Genomic DNA, 23,318 nt, shown 5'->3' with positions numbered 1-23,318 from the left:
TTGGCAAAAAAAAGACCAACTCTTGCAGGTTGGTCTTTTTTTATTCCTCCAGCTTCAATCCAGCAGCTACCTGCTGCATAAAAGCCTTTGGGGTGGTGTGCAGATATTTTTTGAATACGATGCAATAGTTTTTATAATCACCAAATCCAGTCTGCTCAGCCACTTCATAAACGCGCCATGTGCCAGCTGCCAGCAATTCCAAGCTCTTTTTCAGCCGATACTTTGCTAAGAGACTGCCAAATGTCATGCCAGTCTCTTCCTTGATTTTCCGCGAAAGGTAACTCATCGACACCCCTTGCTCAGCGGCTAGTGTCTCAATGCTCATCTTCCCTTGGTATCCCTGTTTGATCGCTGCCAATACATGTTTTACATAGGGATTGCCACTATAATATTCACGTATGAGTTCACTCCTCCAGTCTTTTTCCACCCCATCCACGGGTTCTGAATCCTCTGGCAGAGTTTCGTCCTTGTCATTTTCCAGCCGTTTCAATACACTTGCCAGTTCCGTCTCATCGATGGGTTTTAACAGGTAATCGGCCGCCTGCAAACGAACCGCTTCCTGTGCATAGTCGAAATCGGCATAACTGGTCAGGAAAACGACTTTTGCAGGATTATGCTCCGCCTGCAGTTCTCGGGCAAGTGTCAATCCATCCATGCGCGGCATTTTGATATCTGTCAGCACCACATCAGGTTTTGTCTCCCGAATTCCCATAAGTGCCGTCCGGCCATCAGGAGCATCGCCTACCACCCTGACGCCTAGGCGCAGCCAATCCACCGTGCAAACGAGCCCCCGGCGAATGATTTCCTCATCCTCTGCAATATAGAGTTTTAGCATGATACCCCCTCCTGTCTCGGCAGCCGCATCTCCACTCGGGTCCCCCCCGCAGGTGGCTGGATGAGTTTTACCCCATAAGCCACACCAAACATCAACTGGATGCGGCGATGGACATTGTAGATACCTTTATGTACCGTATTGTTCTCGCCTTCATGAAGAAGCTTCTGCAGATGTTCAAATACAGATTTCGACATGCCGAGTCCTTTATCCTCCACAATGACGAGAAGGTCACCTTCCATCGCCGTAACACTCAAACGCACCTCAATCCGCCCATCATCATCTTCTCCATATTTGATGGCATTTTCCAAAACAGGCTGAAACAGCAGCTTGGGAATCAAACAATCCCTTACCGTATCGTCAATAAATTCACTATAGTGGAGCCTGTCGCCAAAGCGATAATGCTGAATCTCCATATAACTGTGCAGATACTCAATGTCTTTTGCCAGCTCCACCCGGCGGGTTTCCTCATGAAGACTATACCGAAGCAAGGAGGAAAGTGCGTGAATCATCTTTCTCGCAGCATCACTATCCATCGTTACCATAAACTTGATATTTTCCAACGTATTGAACAAGAAATGCGGATTGAACTGCGACTCGAGCTGACGCACTTCCGAGATAACCGAGGCCCGTGTCTCCTCTTCATTCTGACGGATAAGCTTTCGCAGGCTCTCCGTCATGCGATTATACTCCTCTTCGATAATTGCCAACTCACTGCCGGCATGAACCTCAAGCCGATTGTTCAGCCGCCCCTCCTTAACCGCCGCAAACGCATCCACCAAATCATTCACAGCTTGCGAACGAGCAAAACTCTCACGCCGCGCACTCACGAGAATGATAGGCACCATGATCAACACAATCCCCAGGAGGATACCGACACCAAGAGCATACCGCAGCAGCAAATCCGTTACCGGCGATATCGCGTAAACCTTGTATCCCTGCACGGACTCAACCGGAGGTACCGTTTCGCACGTCACATAATATTCCCGATTGCGCACCTGCACCAAGCCTTTTTCCGCTGAGTCAAAAGGCTCTGTCACCTTTCCCAGCTTTACGGCCGCAGCCGCTCCCGTCACGATTTGCGCATTGCCAAAGGCGTCTGCCAGGATAAAATCCGTATTGCCCGACACGATATTACGCGCCAAATAATCTCCTGGAATCAAGAAAAAAAACCAGCCCTCCTGCCTGCCTTGATGCACGACTGCCTGCCCAATAAGCAAATCGTGCCGGCCGGTATCTCCCCGGCTCACAAATTCTGCCACTGGCTCATTTTCCTGCTCGCTCATGCGATGCAGGATTCCCCACTCCTGATGGAATGGCTGCAGCGCCATGGGCAGCGTCTCCTGACTGCCCAGCAAGATATTTCCCTGGGTATCCAGCAGATAAAACTGCGTCCCATCATGAGCGATATTTACCTCATGATAGAGATACTGATAGATTTCCGCCCGCTTCCCTGGATTAAGCTGCCATTCTCTAAGGTCTGCTTCCACGGACAATGTTGCCACTGCCTGCTCAGTCCGACGCCAATAATCGGAAAAAATACCATGCATGACATCGGTTACCATCTCGCGCTGCGCGTGGTTCGCATCGGTTACATAATGCTTCCAGCTAAACAGCATCAACACCGCCCCCACCACAGCCAAAACAAAGACCGGAACCAATGCATATTTTATCAGCGCTCCTCTGACCTCATCTTGAAATCTATGCTGCATATCACTCGCCCCTAATTTTATCTTTGTTCTTATTATATCTTATTGATACAGACAACACCATCCTTGAATCTAAAGATGGTGTTTCCATATCCCAAGATATGAAAACACCATCTTTTTGATTCTTATTTTTTACTGTACGCTAGTAAAGATATCTTTGAATTTATCCAGCCAGGATTTCTTGTTCTTGTTGACGACTTCCTCATTGTCCGTAATCGTGTTGATCTGCGATTTTTCCAGGAGGCCAACTGGTGCCGGGACGTCATCGCGGACACTGCGGCGATGCAGTTTCTGCGTAATCAGGGTCTGTGCATTCTTGCTCGTGATGAAATCGATAAACTTCTTAGCATTTTCCATGTGTTTGGCATTTTTGATGATATAGATGCCATCTGGTTTCGAGATAACGCCTTCTTTCATGTAGACGAGTTTTACATGAGCACCATCGGCTACGTATTTTGCACCGCCTTCTTCAAAGGTACAGCCTACGGCATACTCACCATCCGCTACGCCTTTGTAAACTGCCGATGAACCGGAAAGCAGTTTTCCATCGAGGTTGGCGCAGAATTTCTTGATGTAATCCCAGCCATCATCCGGATTCCCTTTTCCCATGGCATAGAGCATGTTGATGAGATGCTCATAGGAGGACGAGGATTTTGACGGATCAGCCATGGCGATTTTCCCCTTGAGCGCCGGATTCAGGAGGTCTTCATACCCCTCAACCTTGATATCGCCTATAAGGTCCGTATTGACCATGATTACACTCGGGATATCCGTGAAGCGGGTGATGGAACCCTCTTCATTCTTGAAAGCCTGCTGGATGTGGTCTTCGTTGACCGATTTATACTGCTCAAAAAGGTCAGCCTTCGGTTTCATCGTCGAAAGGGAACCGCCCCAGAAGATATCGGCCAGCGGATTGGCTTTCTCGGATTCCACGCGTTTTAACAGCTCACCGGTACCTGCTGCCACGACTTCCACTTTGACGCCGCTTTCCTTTTCAAACTCTTCCACGAGCGGATTGATAAAGGACAGGGGATGCGGGCAGTAAATGACAATCTTGTTTTCGTCATCGCCACTTCCTGCCGATCCCTTGGCGGCCTGTTTGTCACCGCCACAGCCGGCAAAGCAGGTAGTCAGCATTGCTGCGCCCAAGAGCGTAGCAATAATCTTTTTGAGTTTCATGAATAATTCCTCCTTTGTTCCCTATAACCTCTTATACGGATTTATAACGTAACATCCCGGCGGCCGGATACCTTAAAGAAGATCACCATGGCCGTGATGGTCGTTAACGTCAGGATGGTCGACAGTGCCGCTGCGGTGCCGTAGCTGGCACGGATAACTTCCGTGTAGATGGCAACAGACATCGTCTTGGTAGCGCCGGTAAACAAGATAACCGAAGAACTCAGTTCGTTGATGGCGGTAATCCAAGAAATGATAGCACCACTCATAACACCGGGAAGCATCATGACTGCCGTGACTTTAAAAAATGTCTTTACGGGTGATGCCCCCAGGCTGATAGACGCCTCTTCCAGGCTCGGACTCAGCTGATACAAAATGGCTGAACTCGAGCGCAGCGTATAGGGCAGGCGGCGAATGACCAACGAAATGATGATAATAAGCGCCGTACCCGAAAACAGCATAGGTTCTTCGTTAAAAGCCAAGAGCAGGGTGATACCGAGGACAGACCCGGGGATGATGTAGGGGAACATCGTAAGCGTATCGATGATATCTGTTAGCCAGCTCTTGCGGCGCGTGGTGAGATAGGCCACCGTCATGCCAAGAAAAACAATCGCTGCCATAGCTGCCGTACTGAAAATATACGTATTGGAAATCGCCGTGCCCAGTTCATTGAAAATTCGGATGTAACTGTCCAGCGAATACCCATCCACAAAAATCGAGCCGTTTGTCTTGAGGAACGAAGTGTAGATGACCACCATCTGCGGAATCATCGAAAGAGCCACCAGCAGATAAATGCAGGCATGCATTATCACATTTTTCCCTCCATGAAGCTCTCCGGTCTGCATGGGACGCAGCGAACTCATCGTAAACGATTTACGATTTACCACGTATTTCTGCAGCATGAAAATCGTCGAGGTGATAAGTACCATGATTGCCGCCATGGCAGCGGCAAAATTAGCCTGGTCCCCGACCTCATTGATGAACTCGGAATAAATCATGACTGGCATGACGTTGAAGCCTTCGCCAATGAGCATCGGCGTACCGAAATCAGCCATAGCATTCATGAATACCATCAAGGCTCCCGCAAGAATCGTCGGCGTAATCAGCGGCAGGATAATCGTTACCACCTTACGGATGCCACTGCAGCCAAGGCTCTCAGCAGCCTCGATAAGAGCAGAATCGATATTCTTCATAGCCCCTGCCACGTAGAGATAGATAAACGGATAAAGCTTTAAGGTCAGCACCAGCAAAATGCCCGCAAAACCGTAAATCGACGGAAAATCAATGCCATACTCAGCCAGCCAACGCGTCAGGATACCACTGCGCCCGCCAATCAAAATCCACGAATACGCACCGATAAACGGTGGGGACAGCAATGAAATGATGATACAGATTTCCACGACACTTTTGCAGCGCACACGATAAAGCGTCATAAAATACGCTAATGCCGTTCCGATTATCACGGCCAGTATCGTAACACTAGTCGTTACGGTGAAACTGTTTATCATGGACTGGTAATAATACTTGCGCTCAAAGAAGTGCACGAAATTCTGCATCGACCAGTTTCCCGTTGCGGCATCCTGAAACGCACTGACAAACAAGGAAAATAACGGATAAATCAAAAACAGGCCAAAAACCACGATAGAGAGCAGGGTAATCCATGCCCAAAAATCCCATTGAAATCGCTTATTCATTTTCCACCACACCTTCCATCAAGCTGCGGCTGCCATCGGCTACGAATATATTGATTTTCATGGCATTCGGTTTCAGATAAACCGTATCACCTACTTCCAGAAGTTTTTCGGCATGGCCAAGATCCTGGCTGTATTCGATGGATGGTTGATTAGGAACCAGCATCTCTTCCGGGAAATCCAAACTATAATTGACATATTTGCCCAAAAAGACTTTCGTCGCTACCTGACAGCGGACACCTTCGCCCTCCGTACAAATAGAAAATTCTTCCGGCCGAACCGAAATAACCACCTCCTGCCCATCGGCGGCTTCTTCGCTCAATGTAGTCATCTTCATCCGATAGCCATCGGCAAATACCACCAGCTTCTCGCCAGCGGCTGCCTCGATATGCCCCTTGAATAGATTGGAATGGCCGATAAAGGTGGAGACAAATACGTTATACGGCCGGGTGTAAATCGTATGGGGCGAAGCCGTCTGCTGGATGACACCTTTCTTCATGACCGCGATGCGATCCGAAATCGAAAGGGCTTCTTCCTGGTCATGGGTGACATAGACCGTAGTAATTCCCACCTGCTTCTGTACCTCCCGAATTGCCGACCGCATTTCCACACGCAGCTTGGCATCGAGATTGGAAAGAGGCTCATCCATCAACAATACACTGGGATGAATGACGATGGCACGCGCCAGTGCTACACGCTGTTGCTGGCCGCCCGACAACCGCTCCGGCAGACGATCCTGGTACTCGGTAATTTGAACCACATCGAGAATCTTATCCACCTTTTGCTTCATCTCATCCTTCGGCATCTTGCGAAGTTTTAAACCATACTCGACGTTTTCCCGTACGGTAAGATGCGGGAATATCGCATAGCTTTGGAACACCATACCGATATTGCGCTTATGCGCAGGAATGTCATTGATGACCTGTTCATTAAACTTGATTTTACCTCCCTCGATGCTGTTGAAGCCTGCAATCATGCGAAGAAGCGTCGTCTTGCCACAGCCCGACGGCCCGAGAAGCGTGAAGAACTCTCCATTTTTGATGTGCTCCGTAAGTCCGGGAATAATCGTCAAATCGCCGTACTTCTTGACCACATTGTCCACATTTATCGCTACACTCATAGGGGATCCTCCGTTTCATCCATCGTGTATCTTATTGTTCTTTATCATATTTATATATTATCCAATAAACAAATAGCTAACAATCCAAAATAATGGATAATTATCCGAAAAAATGAACCGAATTTCCGCAAAAACAAAACGCCGACAGGTCGTACCTGCCGGCGTTTGTATCGTCAAAATGAAAAGGGGAGCGAATCGCTGCCCCATCAACCAATCGTTATCGTGTAGCTGATTTGGTTCTGCTCGCCCGGAGCCAGCGTCTCGCTGCCTTCCCGATCCTTGAAATCCCCCTGGAAGTCCACGTAGTCTGCATGACCATGCCATGGTTCAATGCAGAGGAATGGCGCACCGCCCCGATCCGGCGTCCAATACCCCCAATAAGGGAATCCCTTGGCCTGAACCGTCACCTTTTTCTCACTCTTCGTCGAGCAGATGCTGACCGTATCGGATTTCTGCGCATCGTAGACCAAGGCATCATTTTGGAACATCTCATAATTAAGGGGCAGTTTCGTTCCCGTGACTGCCTGATCGCCATATTCATGCTGTATCTGTCCTTTTTTATCGATGGGCAGATTTTTCATATCCTCACTGGCATTAAATTCGAGATAGCAATCTTCAAAGCGCTCCCCTGCCACGATAGGACAACGGAATGCACCATGAGAGCCAATGGAATAGACCATATGCTTGTCGTCGAGATTCTGTATCTTCCAAATGACTTTAATCTGGTTGTCATCCAACTCATAGGCAATGTTTAGCTGAAACTTCCACGGATAGACCGCTAGCGTCTCTTTCGTCCATTTCAAAGCGAACTCGATGCGTGTCTCCTCTCGGGATATCAGCTCGAATTCCGAAATACGCCCGAGCCCATGTCCCGGCAGTTTATATTCCTTACCGTCTACCGTATATTTGCCATCCAGCAGTTTCCCGACAATCGGAAAAAGTACCGGCGAGCTGTATTTCCACCACTCCGGGTTGCCATCCCAAAGATATTCCGTCTCATCTTCGCGTTCCTTGATAGAACGCAGCTCTGCGCCCTGACTGCGTACCAACACGCAGAGCTTTTTGTTTTCCAGTGTATAAAGCATCCGAAAATACTCCCTTCATTTTATGCTATATCTATTCTACCATGAAAAAACCGTAGCAGGTTTCCAATTTTTGCCTGCGTTTTTCCAAAAAAATTTGACGGGACAAATTATCCCGCCAAATCTTGCTCACGAAACATCAAGCGATAACGCCATTACCACGAAGGACAGCTTTTACACTTTCGGCACTCTTGCGGAGCGCTTCTTCTTCCTCGGCAGGCAGTGGCAGCGGCACGCGTTTGAGTACGCCCTCCTTGCCAATGACACTTGGCAGCGACAGCGATACATCCGCAATGCCATATTCCCCGGAAAACGGCATCGATACCGGCAGTACCGCATGCTCATCATAGAGCACGGCCTTGGCCAGACGGCAGGCGCCCATGGCGATGCCCGTATTGGTCCACCCCTTGGAATTCAGCACATCGTACGCCGTATTGACAACTTCACCGCCGACTTTCTCGCGGTCAAAGCTCTCTTCATGGTCGAAGAATTCGTCGAGTTTATCCAACGCTACGCCGCCGATGCTGACGGTACTCCAAGCCGGGAAAGCCGAGTTGCCATGCTCACCGAGCATATAACCCTGCACATCCGCCGGGTCCACATGATAATGTGCTCCCAAAATGCTCTTGAAACGCAAAGTCTCCAGCGTCGTGCCCGTGCCGAAAATTTTTCCTTTGGGATAACCAAACTCCGTAGCTGCCACATGCGTGGTAACATCGAGTGGATTGGTAATCATGATGAAAATCGCCTCGCGCGTATACTTCGTAACTTCTGTCATGATGCTGCGGATAACGGCGATGTTCTCCTTGGCCAGCGTCAGGCGGTCCATAACACCGCCAGGCAGAATACTTGGACCAGCCGCACAAATGATGACATCGGCGTCTTTTACTTCCTCAAAACCACCAGAATATACATGAACGTTCGGCGTCAAGGCACAAGCAATCGAATGCGTTGCATCCACTGCTTCACCATGTGCTACCTTCGGATTGATATCGATGCAGACAATCTCAGCAGCCAGCTGACAGGCAATCGCCCTCGCTAGTACCGCCGAACCAACATGCCCCAGACCAATAATTGCTAATTTGTGCGTTTTTAACATCTTTACACATCTCCTTTAGAAACATTGTAACACACATTCCTCTGTAAAGAAACATTTTACCCGCATCTGTGAAAATTCTTTTGCGTATGGACAAAAAAGGAGCCATGAAAACCAACGGTTTATTAACCACTTGTTTTCATAGCTCCTTGGAAATGCGCCTCATACCTTCCGCGCTGACAACAGAATCCAAAGACTGACCGATGCAGCCAGGAAGAACGGATAAAAGAGATACGGGATAATACTGAGACTGGTGATGCCTGCCAACGCCGAAGCAATCAAGAGCTGCGCCCCATAAGGAATGATTCCCTGGGCAATGCAGGAAAACGTATCAAGAATCGAAGCGCTGTCCTTCGGATCGATGCCATATTCTTCGCTGATGGTCTTAGCAATCGGACCAGCTACTACGATGGCTACGGTATTGTTGGCCGTAGCGATATCCATAAGCACCGTCAGGAGACCAATTCCTAACCGCCCACCGCGGATGCCCTTAAAATTCCTGCGAATAAAGGACAGAATCGCCTCAAAGCCGCCGCCATCACGCATGATGGCGCTGATTGATGCCGCCAGAATCGTGACGATCATGGTCTCAAACATGCCATTGGTACCAACGCCCATAGCCGAAAACGCTTCCGAGAAATTCGTAACCCCCGTGGCAATCCCCAGCACCAAGAACAGGCATATTCCCGTTCCCAATACGGTGAAGACATTCATTCCGGTAATAGCCAGCACCAAGACGACGAAGTACGGCATTGCCAAAAGCAGCGAATAATCAAAGGCTCCAAGCTCAGCAACATTGCTATGGAAGGCCCCCACCATGAGTACCACCAAGGTGACCATTGCTGCCGGCAGTGCCACCTTCAGGTTCGCAAAAAATTTATCCTGCATGCGAGTTCCCTGCGTACGCGTAGCCGCAATGGTGGTATCGGAGATAAACGAAAGGTTATCGCCAAACATGGCTCCGCCCACCACCGTGCCAACGATAAGCGGCAAACTGAACCCAGCATTCTCGGCCACCGAAGCAGCAATCGGAACCAGAACCGTAATCGTTCCTACGCTGGTTCCCATCGACATGGAAATCAGACACGCAATGATAAAAAGCCCGGGAACGGCAAATGCCGCCGGCACCAGATTGAGCAGCAGATGCGCCGTGCTCTCCACCCCACCGGCCGCTTTGGCGATGCCACTAAATGCTCCAGCCATCAAAAAGATAAAGAGCATAATCGTAATGTTGACATCTCCAATGCTCTTCGCGCAGAGCTGGATATTGCCAATAAATTGTCTTTTCCGGTTCTGCAGGAATGCCACAATAAGTGCCACGCCAAAGGCCACGACAACTGACATCACGTAGAAGCCCATTTTCCCCTCAATGGGGGCAATATACTCATACCAAATACCCGCACCCAAATAAAGCACCAGAAAAACGAGAATTGGCAGCAGCGCAATCCCGCGTGCTTTGGGTTGGCTTGTATTCTGTTCCATAGTTACATCTTCCTTTACCTCGTTATACTATACCGTTCAATATTATACGCAGGAAGATTCACTCAGGCAAGACTGTGCGGGAAAAAATCCCCTTACCCTCTCATAAATGAATCACCTTGATATGTTTCCGATAGAACCGATAGATACCTACCAGCATCACCGCTGTAATTGTCCAGCTGATGGGATAGCACAACATAATGGTCTTAAAATCGTGATTTTCCACAAAGACCGTATAAATCCATACGATGCGTACGCCGCAAACTGTAGCGAGCATCAACAGCGCTGGCGGCAGGGAATAGCCATAGCCACGCATAGCTCCTGAAAGCCCCTCAATAAATACGCAGACAAAATAAAAGCCAACAATATACCATACGCGGATGCGGCCAATCTCGATAACCGCCGCTGCTTCATTGAACAACGATAAAAGCGCATCCGAAAACAGGCAGGCAATCCCCGACAAGAATACGATGACAACCATAGCTACCTGCATGCCTACCCTAGTAACCTTCTGGCAGCGGGGTAAATTACCCGCACCGTAATTCTGGCTTACAAAAGTCGTAACAGTCTGACCAAAGGCGATGAGGAATACATAAATATTGATTTCAATGATAAAGGCCGATGCTGAGGCCGCCATAACTTCAGCGCCCAAACTGTTGATTGCCGCCTGGATGACGAGATTTGAAAGGGAAAACACCATTCCCTGAACTCCCGCCGGAACGCCAATCCGCAGGATTTCTTTGGCATAAGAAGATATCATCCGGATAGCACCGGGTTCGATGCGGATGATTCCATGAGCATGGCAGAGATTATCGTAAAGCATCCAGGCACTTACATAACTGGAAATCGCCGTAGCCGCAGCCACGCCTGCAATCCCCCAATCCAGCACAGCTACTGCCGCCAGATTCAACACGATATTCAAGACGCTGGCGACCGCTAACGCTTTGAGAGGCGTTTGCGTATCCCCACGGCTCCGAAAAATTGCCGACTCAAAGTTATAAAGTCCCATAGCAGGCAACCCCAGGAGATATACGCGAAGGTATAATTCCGCCGGCGCCATAACTTCTGATGGCACTCCCAATGCCTGCAGCATAGGAGCGGCCATCAGCTCGCCCAACACAGCCATTGCCACACCTAAAATCAAAGCCAGCAAAAATGACGTATGCACCGCCTGTGTCGTTTCTTTTAAATTATGGGCGCCAATAAACCGGGCAATAACCACATTTGCCCCCAAAGACACTCCCATGAAGAGATTGACCAAGAGGCCAATAATGGGGGAGTTATTGCCCACGGCAGCTAAGGCAGTAGTACCCACAAACTGCCCCAACACCAACACATCGGCAGTATTGAATAACTGCTGCAAAATCCCCGTCAATGCCAGTGGCAGGGCAAAAAGGACCATAGGTTTTACCAACGGCCCATGAAGCATGTCAATTGTATGTTTTTCTCTCATTTTCCTATTACAACTTACTCAAAATAAATTCTGCTTGGCCCACCAGGGAATAATCACCGAGACCAGCCGGCAAAAATACCGTTTCTCCCTTAGCAAGCTCTAATTCGTGTCCAGCCTTTACTACCCGCATGTTTCCCTGCAGGACCGTAACACACTGAAACGAATCGCGTCCCACGGTTAAACTGCACAAATCCATCAAATCTCCATGATAAACCGTAAAATACTCACACTCAGCTAGCAGGTCCATCTTGGCACCCGGGATGATATCAATATGAGCTAGCGGCTTTGTCCCCCGCGTCGGTACTTCTAGTTTCGTCACATCAAGGGCTTTGTCCACGTGAAGTTCTCGCGGTTTCCCATCGCTGCCCACGCGGCCGTAGTCATAAATCCGATACGTCGAATTGGAACTCTGCTGAATCTCACAAATTAAAATTCCCTCGCCAATCGCATGCAACGTGCCCGAATCAATAAAGAACACATCCCCCTTATGAACCGGAACGCGGTTGCATACCTCAAGCAAGGTATTATCCTCAATGCGCCGCTTGAACTCTTCTTTGGTAATCTCGCGATTAAAACCGTAAAGCAGACTTGCGCCTGGTTCACAATCCACGATATACCACATCTCAGTCTTGCCGTATTCGCCCTCTACCCGCATGGCATATTCATTGTCCGGATGAACCTGTACCGAAAGGCTTCCCTTGGCATCGATAAGCTTGATGAGCAACGGGAAATACGGGAATTTTTCGGCTTTACTGCCCAGGACACTGCTGCCCGCCTTTTTCAGCCAAACAGAAAGCGTCTGGCCTGCCGCCTCGCCATTTTTTATAATGCTTTCACCATCTTTATGACAGGAAAGCTCCCAACTCTCGGCCACCTTTTCAAGCTTTGTTTCTTTTCCGTACTCCTCTTTGAGCCGCGTACCGCCCCAAAGATAATCTTTTAATGGTGCTTCCAACTTCATCGGATATAACATCAAAGAAGCCCTCCTTATCTTCTTACACATTCCCATAAGTATAAATAATTATAACGCCATTATTCAGGCTTTACCAGCGGAAAAATCCCTGAGAGGATAAAGCGCGTGCCCTGTGCAACCTCGCTTTCACAGGTTATTTCCATTTCATGTCGGCCAGCAATTTCCCGGGCAATGGCAAGCCCTAAGCCAGTCCCCTGTTCATTGCGGTTTCGATTCGTCCGGAACCGGTCAAAGATATGCGGCAATTCCGCAGGGGAAATCCCACAGCCATGATCTTCCACTACGACCTGCCATTTTTCCCCATGGTGCCGCCCTTGAATAAGGATAGCACCACCATCATCGGAAAACTTCACGGCATTATCCAAAAGAATCAGCATGAGCTGGCGAAGCCGCCCATAATCTCCCTGAATAGGCAGCGGCCCATCAAAATCCACGCGCAACTGCAGATTTTTCTGCGCCGCCGCCGTCCGCATTTGTTCCACAGCATCTTCAAAGGCATCGCAAAGATTTAACGGTTCTTTGCCCACCGAGAACCCTGTATTCCGCAGCCGTGTGAGTTCCAGCAAATCTCCCACCAGCCGTTCTAATGCCGACAGATTATTCATTACCTGGTTCAGATACTTCTTCCGCTCGGCCTTTTCGGTTACCAATCCGGAAAACAAAAGCTCAACGGTCCCGCGAAGAACCGTCAAGGGCGTCCGCAACTCGTGCGAAACAGCGGCCAAAAACTCCTGCCGCTGACGGGAAAGCTCTGCCCGCTCCTGCTCTGCCTGCGCTAGTTTTCCCCCCAGCACATCGATATCCGCCGCGAGCATTCCAATCTCGTCCTGTTGGCAGATTCCTGTCCGCTCGTCGTAATTCCCCTGCGCAAACGCCTGAGACACATGCTGCATGCGATAAAGCGGGCGAATAAACCGACGAGCCAGCAGTACTGCCAAAATTCCCGCCAAAATCAATGCCAGCATTACCGAAAGAGCCAACAGCCGAAGACCACCGTTTATTGTATTTTGCAAATCTTCCAGCGGACGATGAATTAACACCGCACCAATCACCCGGTCATTCTCATCTTTGATTGGTGCTCCCACCGTGACCGCTGGCACGTCCAGCAAGGCACCAAAATCATGACTCACCGCCGTTTGCCCTGCGAGCACCTGTTGCAACACATCATTGACGGGTGACGGCAGTTGTCCGCGTTCCTCACCAGTATTTTCTCCATACGCCAAAATGGTATGACTCTTCTCTGCTACCAACCAAACTTTACCCTGAGCTAAAGAATCCAACTGCAGCAAAAATTCTCCAGCCTGCTGGGACGATTCCCTGCCGGCAGAATCATGAACGCTGTACTGCTGACGGCACCAGTCCATCTCCCGCTTTACCGCACCATTTTCCCGTGCCTCTTGGTGCACCATTCTGCCATGATGCCCATGGCGCATCATCGGCCGCATACCTTCATCGCTGTCAGCAGCGGATTCAGCTTCTGCTGCCTCCAAGAACTGCCTGCTGTCTTTCATGGCAGGAATAGCCGCCGCCAGCGTCATAGCCCGTTGCATGGTTTCTTCTTCATGAACATGTTGATTATAATGGGTAAACAGCCACGAAAACACGCCGCCCATTATGAGTGCGAACAGAATCAGCGTCACGGAAAAATAAAGAATCAATCGCTTGGTCAGACGTTTTTTCCTCATGCCTGAACCTCCAAACGATATCCCCGTCCCCAAACCGTACCGATTGAACAGTCCTTAAGACCTGCCTGCTCAAGCTTCGCCCGCAAGCGCCGTATATGGGTATCAACCGTACGAATATCTCCCGTGTAATCAAAGCCCCAAACGGAATCAAGCAACTTATCCCGGGAAAATAACTGTCCAGGATATTCTGCCAGCAGCCTCAGGATATCAAACTCCTTATGTGTCAGCCGGACACCCTTGCCCGCCACCTCGACCGCACCTTGAGACTCATTCAGTACCATATTTCCAAGTTTGCGGCCACGAATTGATGACGTTTCCTGCTGATTTATCTGCAGCCGCCGAAGAACTGCTTTGACTCGCGCCATGACTTCCGGCGCCGAAAAAGGTTTCACCACATAATCATCGGCGCCGATTTCCAGTCCCATAATCCGGTCATAATCCTCGCCACGTGCCGTAATCATGATAATCGGCACCTCGCACTGCTGCCGGATTCTTCGGCAAATTTCAAACCCATCAATCTTCGGCATCATCACATCGAGCAGGATAAGATCAATTCCCCCTGCTTCCCATTTAGCGAGAACATCCTGTCCGTCCACCGCCAGAACGGTTTCATAACCGGACGCCCGCGCAAAATTATCCAATATATCGCGAATTGCATCGTTATCGTCTGCAATCAAAAGCCGCATAGCATCGCCTCCTCACCTTGACCATTATAAAATCTTTCTCTGAAAATAAAAAATAAATATTTCTGTAACAGTTTTGTCACAACTGCTTGTTATACTAAGGTCAGAAACGATAAGAAATTTATAGTTCAGGAGGAATTCATGATGAAAAAGAAATTGGCAGCGCTTCTCACCGGCCTTATGGTCCTAACAGCAGTCCCGGCTTTTGCCGCTTCCAGCAGCAAAGAGGGAACCGACTATGGCCCTGGCTACTGCCGCCAGCACAACTACTGCAACGATGCAGACGGGAAAAATCATGGCCGCTACGGCCACGGATGCTTCCGCAACGACAAATAACCGAAAAAGAGCCGTTGACTAAAAGTCAACGGCTCTTTTTTTCACAAAACTATCTTCATAATTTTCCGATTCTCAGCGTACTTCAGTTACAACGCCATTTTTCGTATAGACATAAAAATTCTTGCCATTGTGATTAAACACATACTGCTTGATTTCCCCATCGCTGGTCTTGCTGGAATTCACATGGTCTGGCTGTCCCATCGCTGCCGGAATCTTTTCCTCCGGGTCCCCAGGGCGAATGTTTCCATACTGCCCTTCCTTCATGGACTGCTGGTGAGACGCTGCGTTTTCCGCATCGAGCTTGGCCTGTTTCTTGGCTTCCTTTTCCATGCCGAGAATCAGCCGCTTGAACGGAATGATTTTATCCTGCAAAACCCCATTGTAATTGTCGGGGAATGAAGCTACGAGCTTCTGCAGCTCTGCGTTCTCATTGACGTTTATATTCGTCATATGACCACCATAGGTGCTGACCTGCTTCATCGCCTTGGCATAGGTGATAAGCACATCGGCATTCGGGCAGTCATCGGCCATTTTTTCGGCAATTTGTGCACTATCAAAATCATGCAACAGTTCCAGCGCTTTATCAATCTGTTCCGGGTCCGGTTTCGTAAACGACAGCCCCTGCAAAATATTTACCGCCTGCTGGTATTTCTTTGCTAAAGCTTGCTTGTATTCTCCATCCAATTCCTGGCTGTACTCGTGAACGACTTGTGCCTTCATCTCATGAAATCCGTTGATACCACCGATAACAGCAGCTGACACACCGAGCAGAACTGCCAGAGCAGCTAACGGATAACGGCGGCGGCGCAAGAAAATGCCTCCGACTGCAAAAACCAGTAATGGACAAGCCAAAAACAACATAATTGTTAATACCGACATAGTATCCCCCTTAGAATTGAACCACTCTTATTATTCTATCATTGACAAAGTTTTGGGTAAATGGGACCTATGGCTTAAAATAATCAACTTTCCAGCTTTTGGCTCAATCGTTCAGCCAGTAATGTGTATCGTTTGCGCGTGCGGTCATTTTCCACGGCTACCGACAAAGCAGCCTTACTTCCCACCAAAATAACGAGACGTTTGGCCCTGGTCACCGCCGTGTAGAGTAAATTGCGCTGCAGCATGATGTGATGCCCTGGTGTCAGCGGCAGGATGATAACCGGATATTCACTGCCCTGGCTCTTATGAACACTCATGGCATAGGCCAGCATCAATTCCCCAAGCTCACTTTTTTCGTAGTCCGCGCTGATTTCTTCACTGAATTTCACAGTGATATGGCTCGGCTCCACTGCTGTGATAAAACCAATATCCCCATTGAATACCTGCTTCGTATAATTGTTTTTCGTCTGCATGACCTTGTCCCCATACCGGAAAGTCTGCACACTGTTGACAAATTCTGCCTTATGGGGACTTTTGGGGTTCAACACTTCTTGAAGCATCTTGTTGAGGTTCGCTACTCCGCATTCCTGACGATGCATCGGCGACAATACCTGTGCATCCGTCAAAGGATTATATCCCATATCCGGCAACGTTTCCTGACAAAGACGGACGATTACTTCTGCCGTCTGCTGTGCGTCCTGGCACTCAATAAACTGAAAGTCCCCGGTCTGACGGCACTCGGGCAGTCGTCCCGCATTTATGGCATGCGCGTTGAGCACAATCGTGCTTTCCTCGTTTTGACGGAATACTTCCGTCAAGCGCACGCTGGGAATCGTTCCCGAGCGCAGGATATCTTTTAGTACCGATCCAGGACCAACTGCCGGCAGCTGATCCACATCTCCTACCAAAATGACATGGCAGCCATCCGGAACAGCCTCTAAGAAATGCTGCATGAGCACAATATCCATCATCGAGACCTCATCGAGAATGATGGCATCGGCTTCTAGCTGCTCATCGGAATCCTTAGCAAACAGGGATCCACCATCTTCCTGGCGTCCACCTTGCGCTTCAAGCATGCGATGGATGGTCATGGTCTTACGTCCCGTTGCCTCCGCCAAGCGCTTTGCCGCTCTTCCCGTCGGAGCTCCCAACAGGATTTCCAGTCCTGCTAATTCCAGCATATCCAGCATGCCACGAACTACGGTAGTCTTACCGGTACCTGGACCACCAGTCAGCACGAAAATGCCATGGGTGAGTACCGCTGCCATCGCTTCCCGCTGCTCATTCGCCAAATCGAGTCCTGTCATCGTCTCCCATTCAGTCACGAGCTTATCCGGATCCGCTACCGAAAGCGGATTGGCATATTTCTGCAAATATAAAAGTTTTCTGGCCACTTTCTTTTCTGCCCGATAGAGATACGGCGGATAAATCAAGGCATCTGCCCCCACGTATTCCACCGAAAGCCGCTGCATATCCAGCTGTTTTTTCATCACCATCCGGACACTTTCCCGTTCCACCTGCAAAAGCTTTGCTGCCTTCTCCACCAATGGCCCCTCGGGAATACAACAATGTCCATTCAGCGAGATTTGCTGCAAGGCATAATCAATGCCAGCAGCGATCCGATCTTCATTATCCCTTGTCATCCCCAAGCTGGCCGCAATAGCATCTGCGGTAGCAAAGCCAATGCCTTCGATTTCCTGCGCCAGTTGATAGGGATGACTCTCCAGCATATCCAGCGCAAAGGAACTGTATTTTTTATAGATACGTGCTGCAAACGACCCCGAAACGCCATGGCTTTCCAGCCAAACCATAATATCCCGTAGCTCTGACTGGTCCATATAAGAGGCCACGATTTTCTCGGCGGTCTTATGCCCAATGCCTTCCACCAATTCCAGCTGATGCGGTTTTTTCTCGATGATATCAAGCGTATCCGCCCCAAACTTCGCTACAATGCGTTTGGCCATGGCCGGACCTACACCGTCAATCACGCCCGACCCCAAGAATCGTTCGATTCCCTCTACACTGGTCGGCGCTTCAAGCCGCATGCTGCGAGCCTTGAACTGTTGGCCAAATCTGGGATGGGTAATCCAACTCCCCTTGAGATGTATCTGCTGCCCCACCAGTGGCGGCTCACAGCCCACTGTCACGTTGACACGGCTGTTTTGATGCGTCGGGCGCAGGCGAAATACAGCAAATTGTCCATCATCACTGGCAAAAATTATGCTGTCCACAAGACCTTCCAATTCTTCTTCGTCCTGTAGTCCCAGTGATATCTGCTGATACTCCGAATTTGCCATAGCCTGCTGCTCCTTTCGTTACGCTTCTGTCAAACGTTCCCACTTCGCATAGCGCTGCTCGATTTCCTCTTCTTTGGCCGCATAAGCCTCAGCAATCTCCTGGCTTTTCACGGGATCGGCCTGAACTGCTGGATCATTCATCTGATATTCCAGCCCCTTGAGTTCTGCCTCAGCCATGGCGATTTCTGCCTCTGCCCGCTGGATCATTTCCGTTCGCTTGGCATCGCTCATGCTCTGGATGCGCCCTAATTCTGCCTTAGCCTTCTCCTCTGCTTTAGCCTTGTCTTCGTTAGCAGAAGAACCAGTCTCGCCAGCTTTCTTCCTTGCCTTGGCACGTTTTTCTTTCTCTCGTGCTTCTTGGATTTTCGCCGCTTTTTCCGCTTCCAGGTGTTCTTCCTCGGCCTCGGCTTCAGCCAACTCCTTTTTCATCAGGTAATAGCTGTAATTGCCCATATATTCCGTAATGGAACCATTTTCCAACTCCAAGGTACAGTTTGCCACCTTGTCCAGGAAATAACGGTCATGAGAAACGGCCAAGAACGTGCCCGGATACGCCATGAGTGCTTCCTCCACTGCCTCCCGGGCCGGAATATCCAAATGGTTTGTCGGCTCATCGAGCACCAAGAAATTCGCCCCCGTTAACATGAGTTTCAAAAAAGCCACCCGGGACTGTTCTCCACCAGACAAATCGCCAATACGGCGAAGTACTTCATCGCCATGAAATAAGAATGCTCCCAGATATTTTCGCGCCTGCTCTTCGCCAATGCCATACTCATACATGATTTCATCAAGTACAGTATTTTGCATATGAAGTCCCTCATGCTGCTGCGAGAAATAACCAATCTTTACCCGGCTGCCAATTTTCACGCGGCCAGTAGGCGATTCCAGTTCGCCTACCAGTACACGCAGGAGCGTTGTCTTGCCAGCACCATTTGGTCCTACGAGCGCTACGCCATCGCCATTGCGAATCAACAGCGAAATATGCTGGAAGATTTCGCGCGCGCCAAATGACATCGATACATCTTCGAGCTCTGCTACGCGTTGCGCACATTCCGGTGGCGTGTTGAGCGCGAAATAATTAAAGGAAGCGTCCTCTGGCGGAAGAACAATCCGTTCCAAACGGTTGAGCTGGCTCTGACGTCCACGGGCCTGCTTGGATTTGATTCCCGCCTTGTATTTTCGGATGTATTCCTCAGTTTTCCGAATATGTTCCTGCTGTTTTTCATAAGCGGACTGCAAAGCTGCGCGGCGCTGCGTCTTGACCTTCATGAAATACGTATAATTGCCTTCATAACTCGTAACCGTTTTATTCTCGAGTTCAATGATACGAGTCGCCACTTTATCCAAGAAATAACGGTCGTGCGAGATGAGCAGCACCCCGCCATTATAGCTCTTGAGAAAGCCTTCCAGCCATTCGATCATATGAATGTCCAAGTGATTGGTCGGCTCATCAAGGAACAGGAAATCCGGTTCCCGCAGCAAAGCTTTGACCAAGCAGATACGGGTTTTCTGTCCACCAGAAAAATGCTGAACATCCTTGGCAAAATCCTCTTCGGTAAAGCCGAGGCCAAAAGCAATCCGGCGGATTCTGCTCTCATAATCATAGCCTTCGAGTCGTTCGAACTGCTCGACCACTTTGCTATACGCAGCCATAGTTTCCTCATCATGTACTACAGCAATCTTCTTTTCCAAAGCGCGCTTGCGCTCGCCCAATTCAATGATATCATCGAAGGCGCGGCGGAACTCATCGTAGAGCGTGCCCTCGCCAAAATCAGACTGCTGCTCTACATATCCAATGGTATCCGCACTGTCAAACTGAATCTGACCACCATCTGCTTCCACTTGCCCCATGAGAATTTTCATCAAGGTACTTTTGCCAGCACCATTTGCACCGACAAAGCCGACGCGTTCCCCTCGTCTCACCTCGAAGTTTACATCATGGAATAACTCTTCCACGCCAAAGGCCTTGGCCAGCCCATTGACTCTCAATATACCCAAAATTATTTCACCTCAAGAATATTTGTTCGTCTAATATAGGTTGACGGAGCCTAGCTCCGTCAACCTCTGCTTATTTTCGATAATCCACACCTATATGTACTACCGCCTGATTCGAGCTACCGCCATCCATGATTACACACTTAAATGGCATACCGTAGAATACATCGGTATTACGCGTAGACGTGGTAATAGTCGTCTGCGTGCGGGAACTAGTGATCCCCGTTTCCACACCCGAAATGATAAACCCTTTACGCTGCAGGATGCCTGCTACTTCTGCGCCAGCCCCGTTAATGCCGCTGTCGTTGATAACCATAACAGAAATCTGCGACGGCTTCATCGGCTTTTTATCCTGCTCTTTCGCCACAGCTTCCTCTTGAATCTTTCCTGAGGAATTCTTAGACTCCGCCAGGATCTGCATATTCTTCGGCAACGACTTCATGTACTCTTCTTCATCTGCCTGAGCCTTGGCCTTCGCTTCATCCGATAACTCAAGACCTAACTCCTCCATGATGAGCTGTCTTAGATCTGTGATATCCGGAATCCAATAACTGACATCCTGAAGATAAGCCGGCTGCCCCGGGACCATTTGTGCCGTAAGGCCGTTATCATGGACACTCTTCATGAGCTTGGCAAACTGCAGCAATTCTGTAAGCGACATATCCGTCGTAACCGCCGAATTGATTTCCTCTATCAGCTTCGGCAGTCTCGGCAGCATCTGCGGCGAAATCATCTTTTCCAGACATGCCTTGACGAATTTCTGCTGACGGCCGATGCGGCCGATATCCCCCTCACCATCGCGGTAACGCACATACTGGATTGCCTTCTTGCCATCCATGTGCTGTTCCCCGGGGTAAAGGTCAATGACCAAACCGCCATTATCGTCCCATGGGTCCTCATAATGCATGCGCTTTTCCACATCAATATCCACACCGCCTAATGCATCGATGATGCGTTCAAAGGCCGTGGTATTGATCAATACATAGTGGTCAATCTTCACGCCGAGCAATGATTCGACAGATTTCTGTGTAAGCTCCTGGCCACCATAAGCATAAGCATGATTGATTTTTTCGTAGCCATGTCCCTCAATGGGTACACGCGTATCGCGCGGCACCGACATCAAAGCTGCCTTTCCCTTATCCGTATCAACAGCTGTAACCATCATAGTATCACTACGGCCCGTATCGCCCTGTCGACTGTCGATACCCAGAATCATCACATGGACAATCTCATCATCGGATACCGCCGCATCAATACCAGCCTGATTATGTTCTTTTACATGCTGTCCCCAGACGACTCCCATGACAGCAACCAATATCACGAGCAGCAGCATCAATACTATCTTGACGCGCTTATAACTGCGTTTCTGTCTGCGCTTTTGCCGCATCCCATCGCGCTCCTTAGCTTTTATTTTAACCCCATTAGTATAACAAAAAAAGGCCCTCTCCGCAAACAGAAACGGCCTTTTCGAAAGATTTCATCAAACCAGATAAATCGATGGGTCAATATTGACTTCATGTATGAAATGACGCAGGTCATTGTCGTTTATGACTAATTGAATCGCCTGATTACCCGCTGGATCTTTTGACAAGTCAACCGTATGGGGAACACTAAGAATATTTGCCTCCTCATCCGCAAAGAGAACAATTGTCGGGGTCTGCGTTTTGCCAAAGCTGCACTCCTTGACAATACCATAACCATAGATAGTCTTCAGCACCGTTCCCGTGGGATAGAGGGACACATTATTAAAGAACAATTTGAGCAAATCCTGGTCAAACTGTCCCTGATTGACCGTTTTCATGATATTATAGGCGATATTAGGAGTATACGCCTTCTTATAAGGTCGTTCACTGGTCAATGCATCATACACATCGGCAATCGCGACGATTTTCGCATAGCGATGGATCTTATCTCCGCGAATTCCCCGTGGATAACCATTGCCATCAATATGTTCGTGATGTTCCGATGCAATGGCCGCTAAAATTGCGGGAGACGGCAGACTAAGTTCCATGTCTTTAATACGCTTCGCACCCTCCAAAGGATGACGTTTAATAACGGAAAACTCCTCATCGGAAAGCCCCGTCGTCTTGGTCAGGATCGCTACGGGAACATCGATTTTTCCTAAATCATGCAAAAGCGCTCCAAGCGTCAATAGCAATAACTCTTTTTTGGTATAATGGCAAAGCATTCCCAGCATTGCCGACAAAATTGCTACATTAACACTGTGGGCAAATGTATACGTATCATGAAGGCGAATATCGGTCAATTGGACAAGATTCTCACGGCGGTCAATAATATCGAAAATGATATTTTCCGAAATTCCCTGCATAGCATCCACATCCAGCTGACCTTGCTTCTCGACACTTTGGAAGGTATCATAAACCTTCTCAATTGCATTGATGCGTGTTTTTTCCTGGACAATATCCTCCGGTGGCATCAACTGAAAATTTGGATTCGCAGAAGTAACCGCTACGGTTGGAATACCGATTTTCTCAAGCTGTCGGATATATTCATTGGTAATCGGCTGCCCCTTTACCAAATAGCAAGCTCCACGTCGATTATAGATACTCTGCGCAATTATCATACCCTGCTTGAGATTTTTCACCGAAAGGCGTAGCATTATCTATCAATCCCTTCTCCCCAAAGATTCATAGTTACACTATTATTATGATAACGTATTTCGAAGGAAATGAAAAGGAATGTACAAAAAAAGCATTCACAAACGTGAATGCTTAACTTAACTGGCAACTCCCTATCCTCCCAGTCCGTCTCCAGACAAGTACTTTCGGCGTATATGTGCTTAACTACTGTGTTCGGTATGGGAACAGGTGG

The 23,318-nt window shown here is 48.9% G+C and carries 18 protein-coding genes and 1 rRNA gene; 1 reads left to right on the top strand and 18 read right to left on the bottom strand.

Annotation, left to right across the window (positions count from 1 at the left end; all coding sequences use genetic code 11):
• Positions 1-40 precede the first annotated feature (40 nt).
• From T504_RS0108845 to T504_RS0108790, 12 genes are all read right to left on the bottom strand, one after another.
• On the bottom strand, positions 41-835 hold the full coding sequence (locus T504_RS0108845; protein ID WP_033170719.1) for a response regulator transcription factor: 795 nt from the start codon (positions 833-835) through the stop codon (positions 41-43).
• The gene (locus tag T504_RS0108840; protein ID WP_033170718.1) at positions 829-2,544 is read right to left on the bottom strand and encodes a sensor histidine kinase; all 1,716 of its coding nucleotides are present in this window, start codon (positions 2,542-2,544) and stop codon (positions 829-831) included. The genes T504_RS0108845 and T504_RS0108840 overlap by 7 nt, the downstream gene beginning before the upstream one ends.
• Before the next feature lie 129 nt (positions 2,545-2,673).
• Positions 2,674-3,720, bottom strand: a complete 1,047-nt coding sequence (locus T504_RS0108835) for an ABC transporter substrate-binding protein (RefSeq protein ID WP_033170717.1) — start codon at positions 3,718-3,720, stop codon at positions 2,674-2,676.
• 41 nt (positions 3,721-3,761) lie between these two features.
• Positions 3,762-5,411: an ABC transporter permease gene (locus T504_RS0108830; protein ID WP_033170716.1), complete on the bottom strand. Its 1,650-nt coding sequence runs from the start codon at positions 5,409-5,411 to the stop codon at positions 3,762-3,764.
• Positions 5,404-6,528, bottom strand: a complete 1,125-nt coding sequence (locus T504_RS0108825) for an ABC transporter ATP-binding protein (protein ID WP_033170715.1) — start codon at positions 6,526-6,528, stop codon at positions 5,404-5,406. Before T504_RS0108825 ends, T504_RS0108830 begins: the two co-directional genes overlap by 8 nt.
• A 206-nt stretch (positions 6,529-6,734) precedes the next feature.
• Positions 6,735-7,613 carry an aldose 1-epimerase family protein gene (locus T504_RS0108820; RefSeq protein ID WP_033170714.1) on the bottom strand — a complete coding sequence of 293 codons (879 nt, stop codon included), beginning with the start codon at positions 7,611-7,613 and terminating at the stop codon, positions 6,735-6,737.
• Positions 7,614-7,749: 136 nt separating this feature from the next.
• Positions 7,750-8,709: an L-lactate dehydrogenase gene (locus T504_RS0108815; RefSeq protein WP_033170713.1), complete on the bottom strand. Its 960-nt coding sequence runs from the start codon at positions 8,707-8,709 to the stop codon at positions 7,750-7,752.
• A gap of 159 nt (positions 8,710-8,868) precedes the next feature.
• Positions 8,869-10,188, bottom strand: a complete 1,320-nt coding sequence (locus tag T504_RS0108810; protein ID WP_033170712.1) for a Na+/H+ antiporter NhaC family protein — start codon at positions 10,186-10,188, stop codon at positions 8,869-8,871.
• Positions 10,189-10,288: 100 nt separating this feature from the next.
• On the bottom strand, positions 10,289-11,638 hold the full coding sequence (locus tag T504_RS0108805; protein WP_033170711.1) for an MATE family efflux transporter: 1,350 nt from the start codon (positions 11,636-11,638) through the stop codon (positions 10,289-10,291).
• Between the two features lie 7 nt (positions 11,639-11,645).
• On the bottom strand, positions 11,646-12,611 hold the full coding sequence (locus T504_RS0108800; RefSeq protein ID WP_033170710.1) for a type I phosphomannose isomerase catalytic subunit: 966 nt from the start codon (positions 12,609-12,611) through the stop codon (positions 11,646-11,648).
• A 59-nt stretch (positions 12,612-12,670) separates the two neighbouring features.
• Positions 12,671-14,296 (bottom strand): sensor histidine kinase, encoded by a 1,626-nt coding sequence (locus tag T504_RS14930; RefSeq protein ID WP_051635299.1) that lies wholly within the window; start codon positions 14,294-14,296, stop codon positions 12,671-12,673.
• Complete coding sequence (locus T504_RS0108790) at positions 14,293-14,982, bottom strand: response regulator transcription factor (RefSeq protein ID WP_033170709.1); 690 nt, start codon at positions 14,980-14,982, stop codon at positions 14,293-14,295. The genes T504_RS14930 and T504_RS0108790 overlap by 4 nt, the downstream gene beginning before the upstream one ends.
• Positions 14,983-15,120: 138 nt before the next feature.
• Here T504_RS0108790 and T504_RS0108785 point away from each other — a divergent pair, with 138 nt between their 5' ends.
• Positions 15,121-15,315, top strand: coding sequence for a hypothetical protein (locus T504_RS0108785; RefSeq protein WP_156033511.1), 195 nt, complete (start codon positions 15,121-15,123; stop codon positions 15,313-15,315).
• Positions 15,316-15,387: 72 nt separating this feature from the next.
• Here the strand turns inward: T504_RS0108785 and T504_RS0108780 are convergent, their stop codons facing one another.
• From T504_RS0108780 to rrf, 6 genes are all read right to left on the bottom strand, one after another.
• Positions 15,388-16,194 (bottom strand): hypothetical protein, encoded by an 807-nt coding sequence (locus T504_RS0108780; protein ID WP_033170707.1) that lies wholly within the window; start codon positions 16,192-16,194, stop codon positions 15,388-15,390.
• A gap of 83 nt (positions 16,195-16,277) precedes the next feature.
• Entirely contained in the window at positions 16,278-18,491 is a 2,214-nt protein-coding gene (locus T504_RS0108775; RefSeq protein WP_051635298.1) for an SF1B family DNA helicase RecD2, read from the bottom strand.
• 18 nt (positions 18,492-18,509) lie between these two features.
• Entirely contained in the window at positions 18,510-20,489 is a 1,980-nt protein-coding gene (locus tag T504_RS0108770) for an ABC-F family ATP-binding cassette domain-containing protein (RefSeq protein WP_033170706.1), read from the bottom strand.
• Positions 20,490-20,559: 70 nt separating this feature from the next.
• Positions 20,560-21,873 carry an LCP family protein gene (locus T504_RS0108765; RefSeq protein WP_033170705.1) on the bottom strand — a complete coding sequence of 438 codons (1,314 nt, stop codon included), beginning with the start codon at positions 21,871-21,873 and terminating at the stop codon, positions 20,560-20,562.
• Positions 21,874-21,966: 93 nt separating this feature from the next.
• Complete coding sequence (locus T504_RS0108760; protein WP_033170704.1) at positions 21,967-23,106, bottom strand: HD-GYP domain-containing protein; 1,140 nt, start codon at positions 23,104-23,106, stop codon at positions 21,967-21,969.
• Positions 23,107-23,225: 119 nt separating this feature from the next.
• Positions 23,226-23,318 (bottom strand): 5S ribosomal RNA (gene rrf, locus T504_RS13915); the annotation flags it as partial.

It is taken from the genome of Selenomonas sp. ND2010 (assembly GCF_000702005.1).
Lineage (GTDB): Bacteria > Bacillota > Negativicutes > Selenomonadales > Selenomonadaceae > Selenomonas_A.
Note: the sequence above shows the minus strand (reverse complement) of the source record. Positions and strands in the feature narration are given on the sequence as shown.

What these genes read in the sequence shown, in the direction of transcription:
- T504_RS0108800 (WP_033170710.1), bottom strand. Translation starts at nt 12,611, where the DNA reads ATGTTATATCCGATGAAGTTGGAAGCACCATTAAAAGATTATCTTTGG.
- T504_RS0108840 (WP_033170718.1), bottom strand. Translation starts at nt 2,544, where the DNA reads ATGCAGCATAGATTTCAAGATGAGGTCAGAGGAGCGCTGATAAAATAT.
- T504_RS0108775 (WP_051635298.1), bottom strand. Translation starts at nt 18,491, where the DNA reads ATGGCAAATTCGGAGTATCAGCAGATATCACTGGGACTACAGGACGAA.
- T504_RS0108785 (WP_156033511.1), top strand. Translation starts at nt 15,121, where the DNA reads ATGATGAAAAAGAAATTGGCAGCGCTTCTCACCGGCCTTATGGTCCTA.
- T504_RS0108765 (WP_033170705.1), bottom strand. Translation starts at nt 21,873, where the DNA reads ATGCGGCAAAAGCGCAGACAGAAACGCAGTTATAAGCGCGTCAAGATA.
- T504_RS14930 (WP_051635299.1), bottom strand. Translation starts at nt 14,296, where the DNA reads ATGAGGAAAAAACGTCTGACCAAGCGATTGATTCTTTATTTTTCCGTG.
- T504_RS0108835 (WP_033170717.1), bottom strand. Translation starts at nt 3,720, where the DNA reads ATGAAACTCAAAAAGATTATTGCTACGCTCTTGGGCGCAGCAATGCTG.
- T504_RS0108825 (WP_033170715.1), bottom strand. Translation starts at nt 6,528, where the DNA reads ATGAGTGTAGCGATAAATGTGGACAATGTGGTCAAGAAGTACGGCGAT.
- T504_RS0108820 (WP_033170714.1), bottom strand. Translation starts at nt 7,613, where the DNA reads ATGCTTTATACACTGGAAAACAAAAAGCTCTGCGTGTTGGTACGCAGT.
- T504_RS0108815 (WP_033170713.1), bottom strand. Translation starts at nt 8,709, where the DNA reads ATGTTAAAAACGCACAAATTAGCAATTATTGGTCTGGGGCATGTTGGT.
- T504_RS0108780 (WP_033170707.1), bottom strand. Translation starts at nt 16,194, where the DNA reads ATGTCGGTATTAACAATTATGTTGTTTTTGGCTTGTCCATTACTGGTT.
- T504_RS0108830 (WP_033170716.1), bottom strand. Translation starts at nt 5,411, where the DNA reads ATGAATAAGCGATTTCAATGGGATTTTTGGGCATGGATTACCCTGCTC.
- T504_RS0108810 (WP_033170712.1), bottom strand. Translation starts at nt 10,188, where the DNA reads ATGGAACAGAATACAAGCCAACCCAAAGCACGCGGGATTGCGCTGCTG.
- T504_RS0108845 (WP_033170719.1), bottom strand. Translation starts at nt 835, where the DNA reads ATGCTAAAACTCTATATTGCAGAGGATGAGGAAATCATTCGCCGGGGG.
- T504_RS0108805 (WP_033170711.1), bottom strand. Translation starts at nt 11,638, where the DNA reads ATGAGAGAAAAACATACAATTGACATGCTTCATGGGCCGTTGGTAAAA.
- T504_RS0108790 (WP_033170709.1), bottom strand. Translation starts at nt 14,982, where the DNA reads ATGCGGCTTTTGATTGCAGACGATAACGATGCAATTCGCGATATATTG.
- T504_RS0108760 (WP_033170704.1), bottom strand. Translation starts at nt 23,106, where the DNA reads ATGCTACGCCTTTCGGTGAAAAATCTCAAGCAGGGTATGATAATTGCG.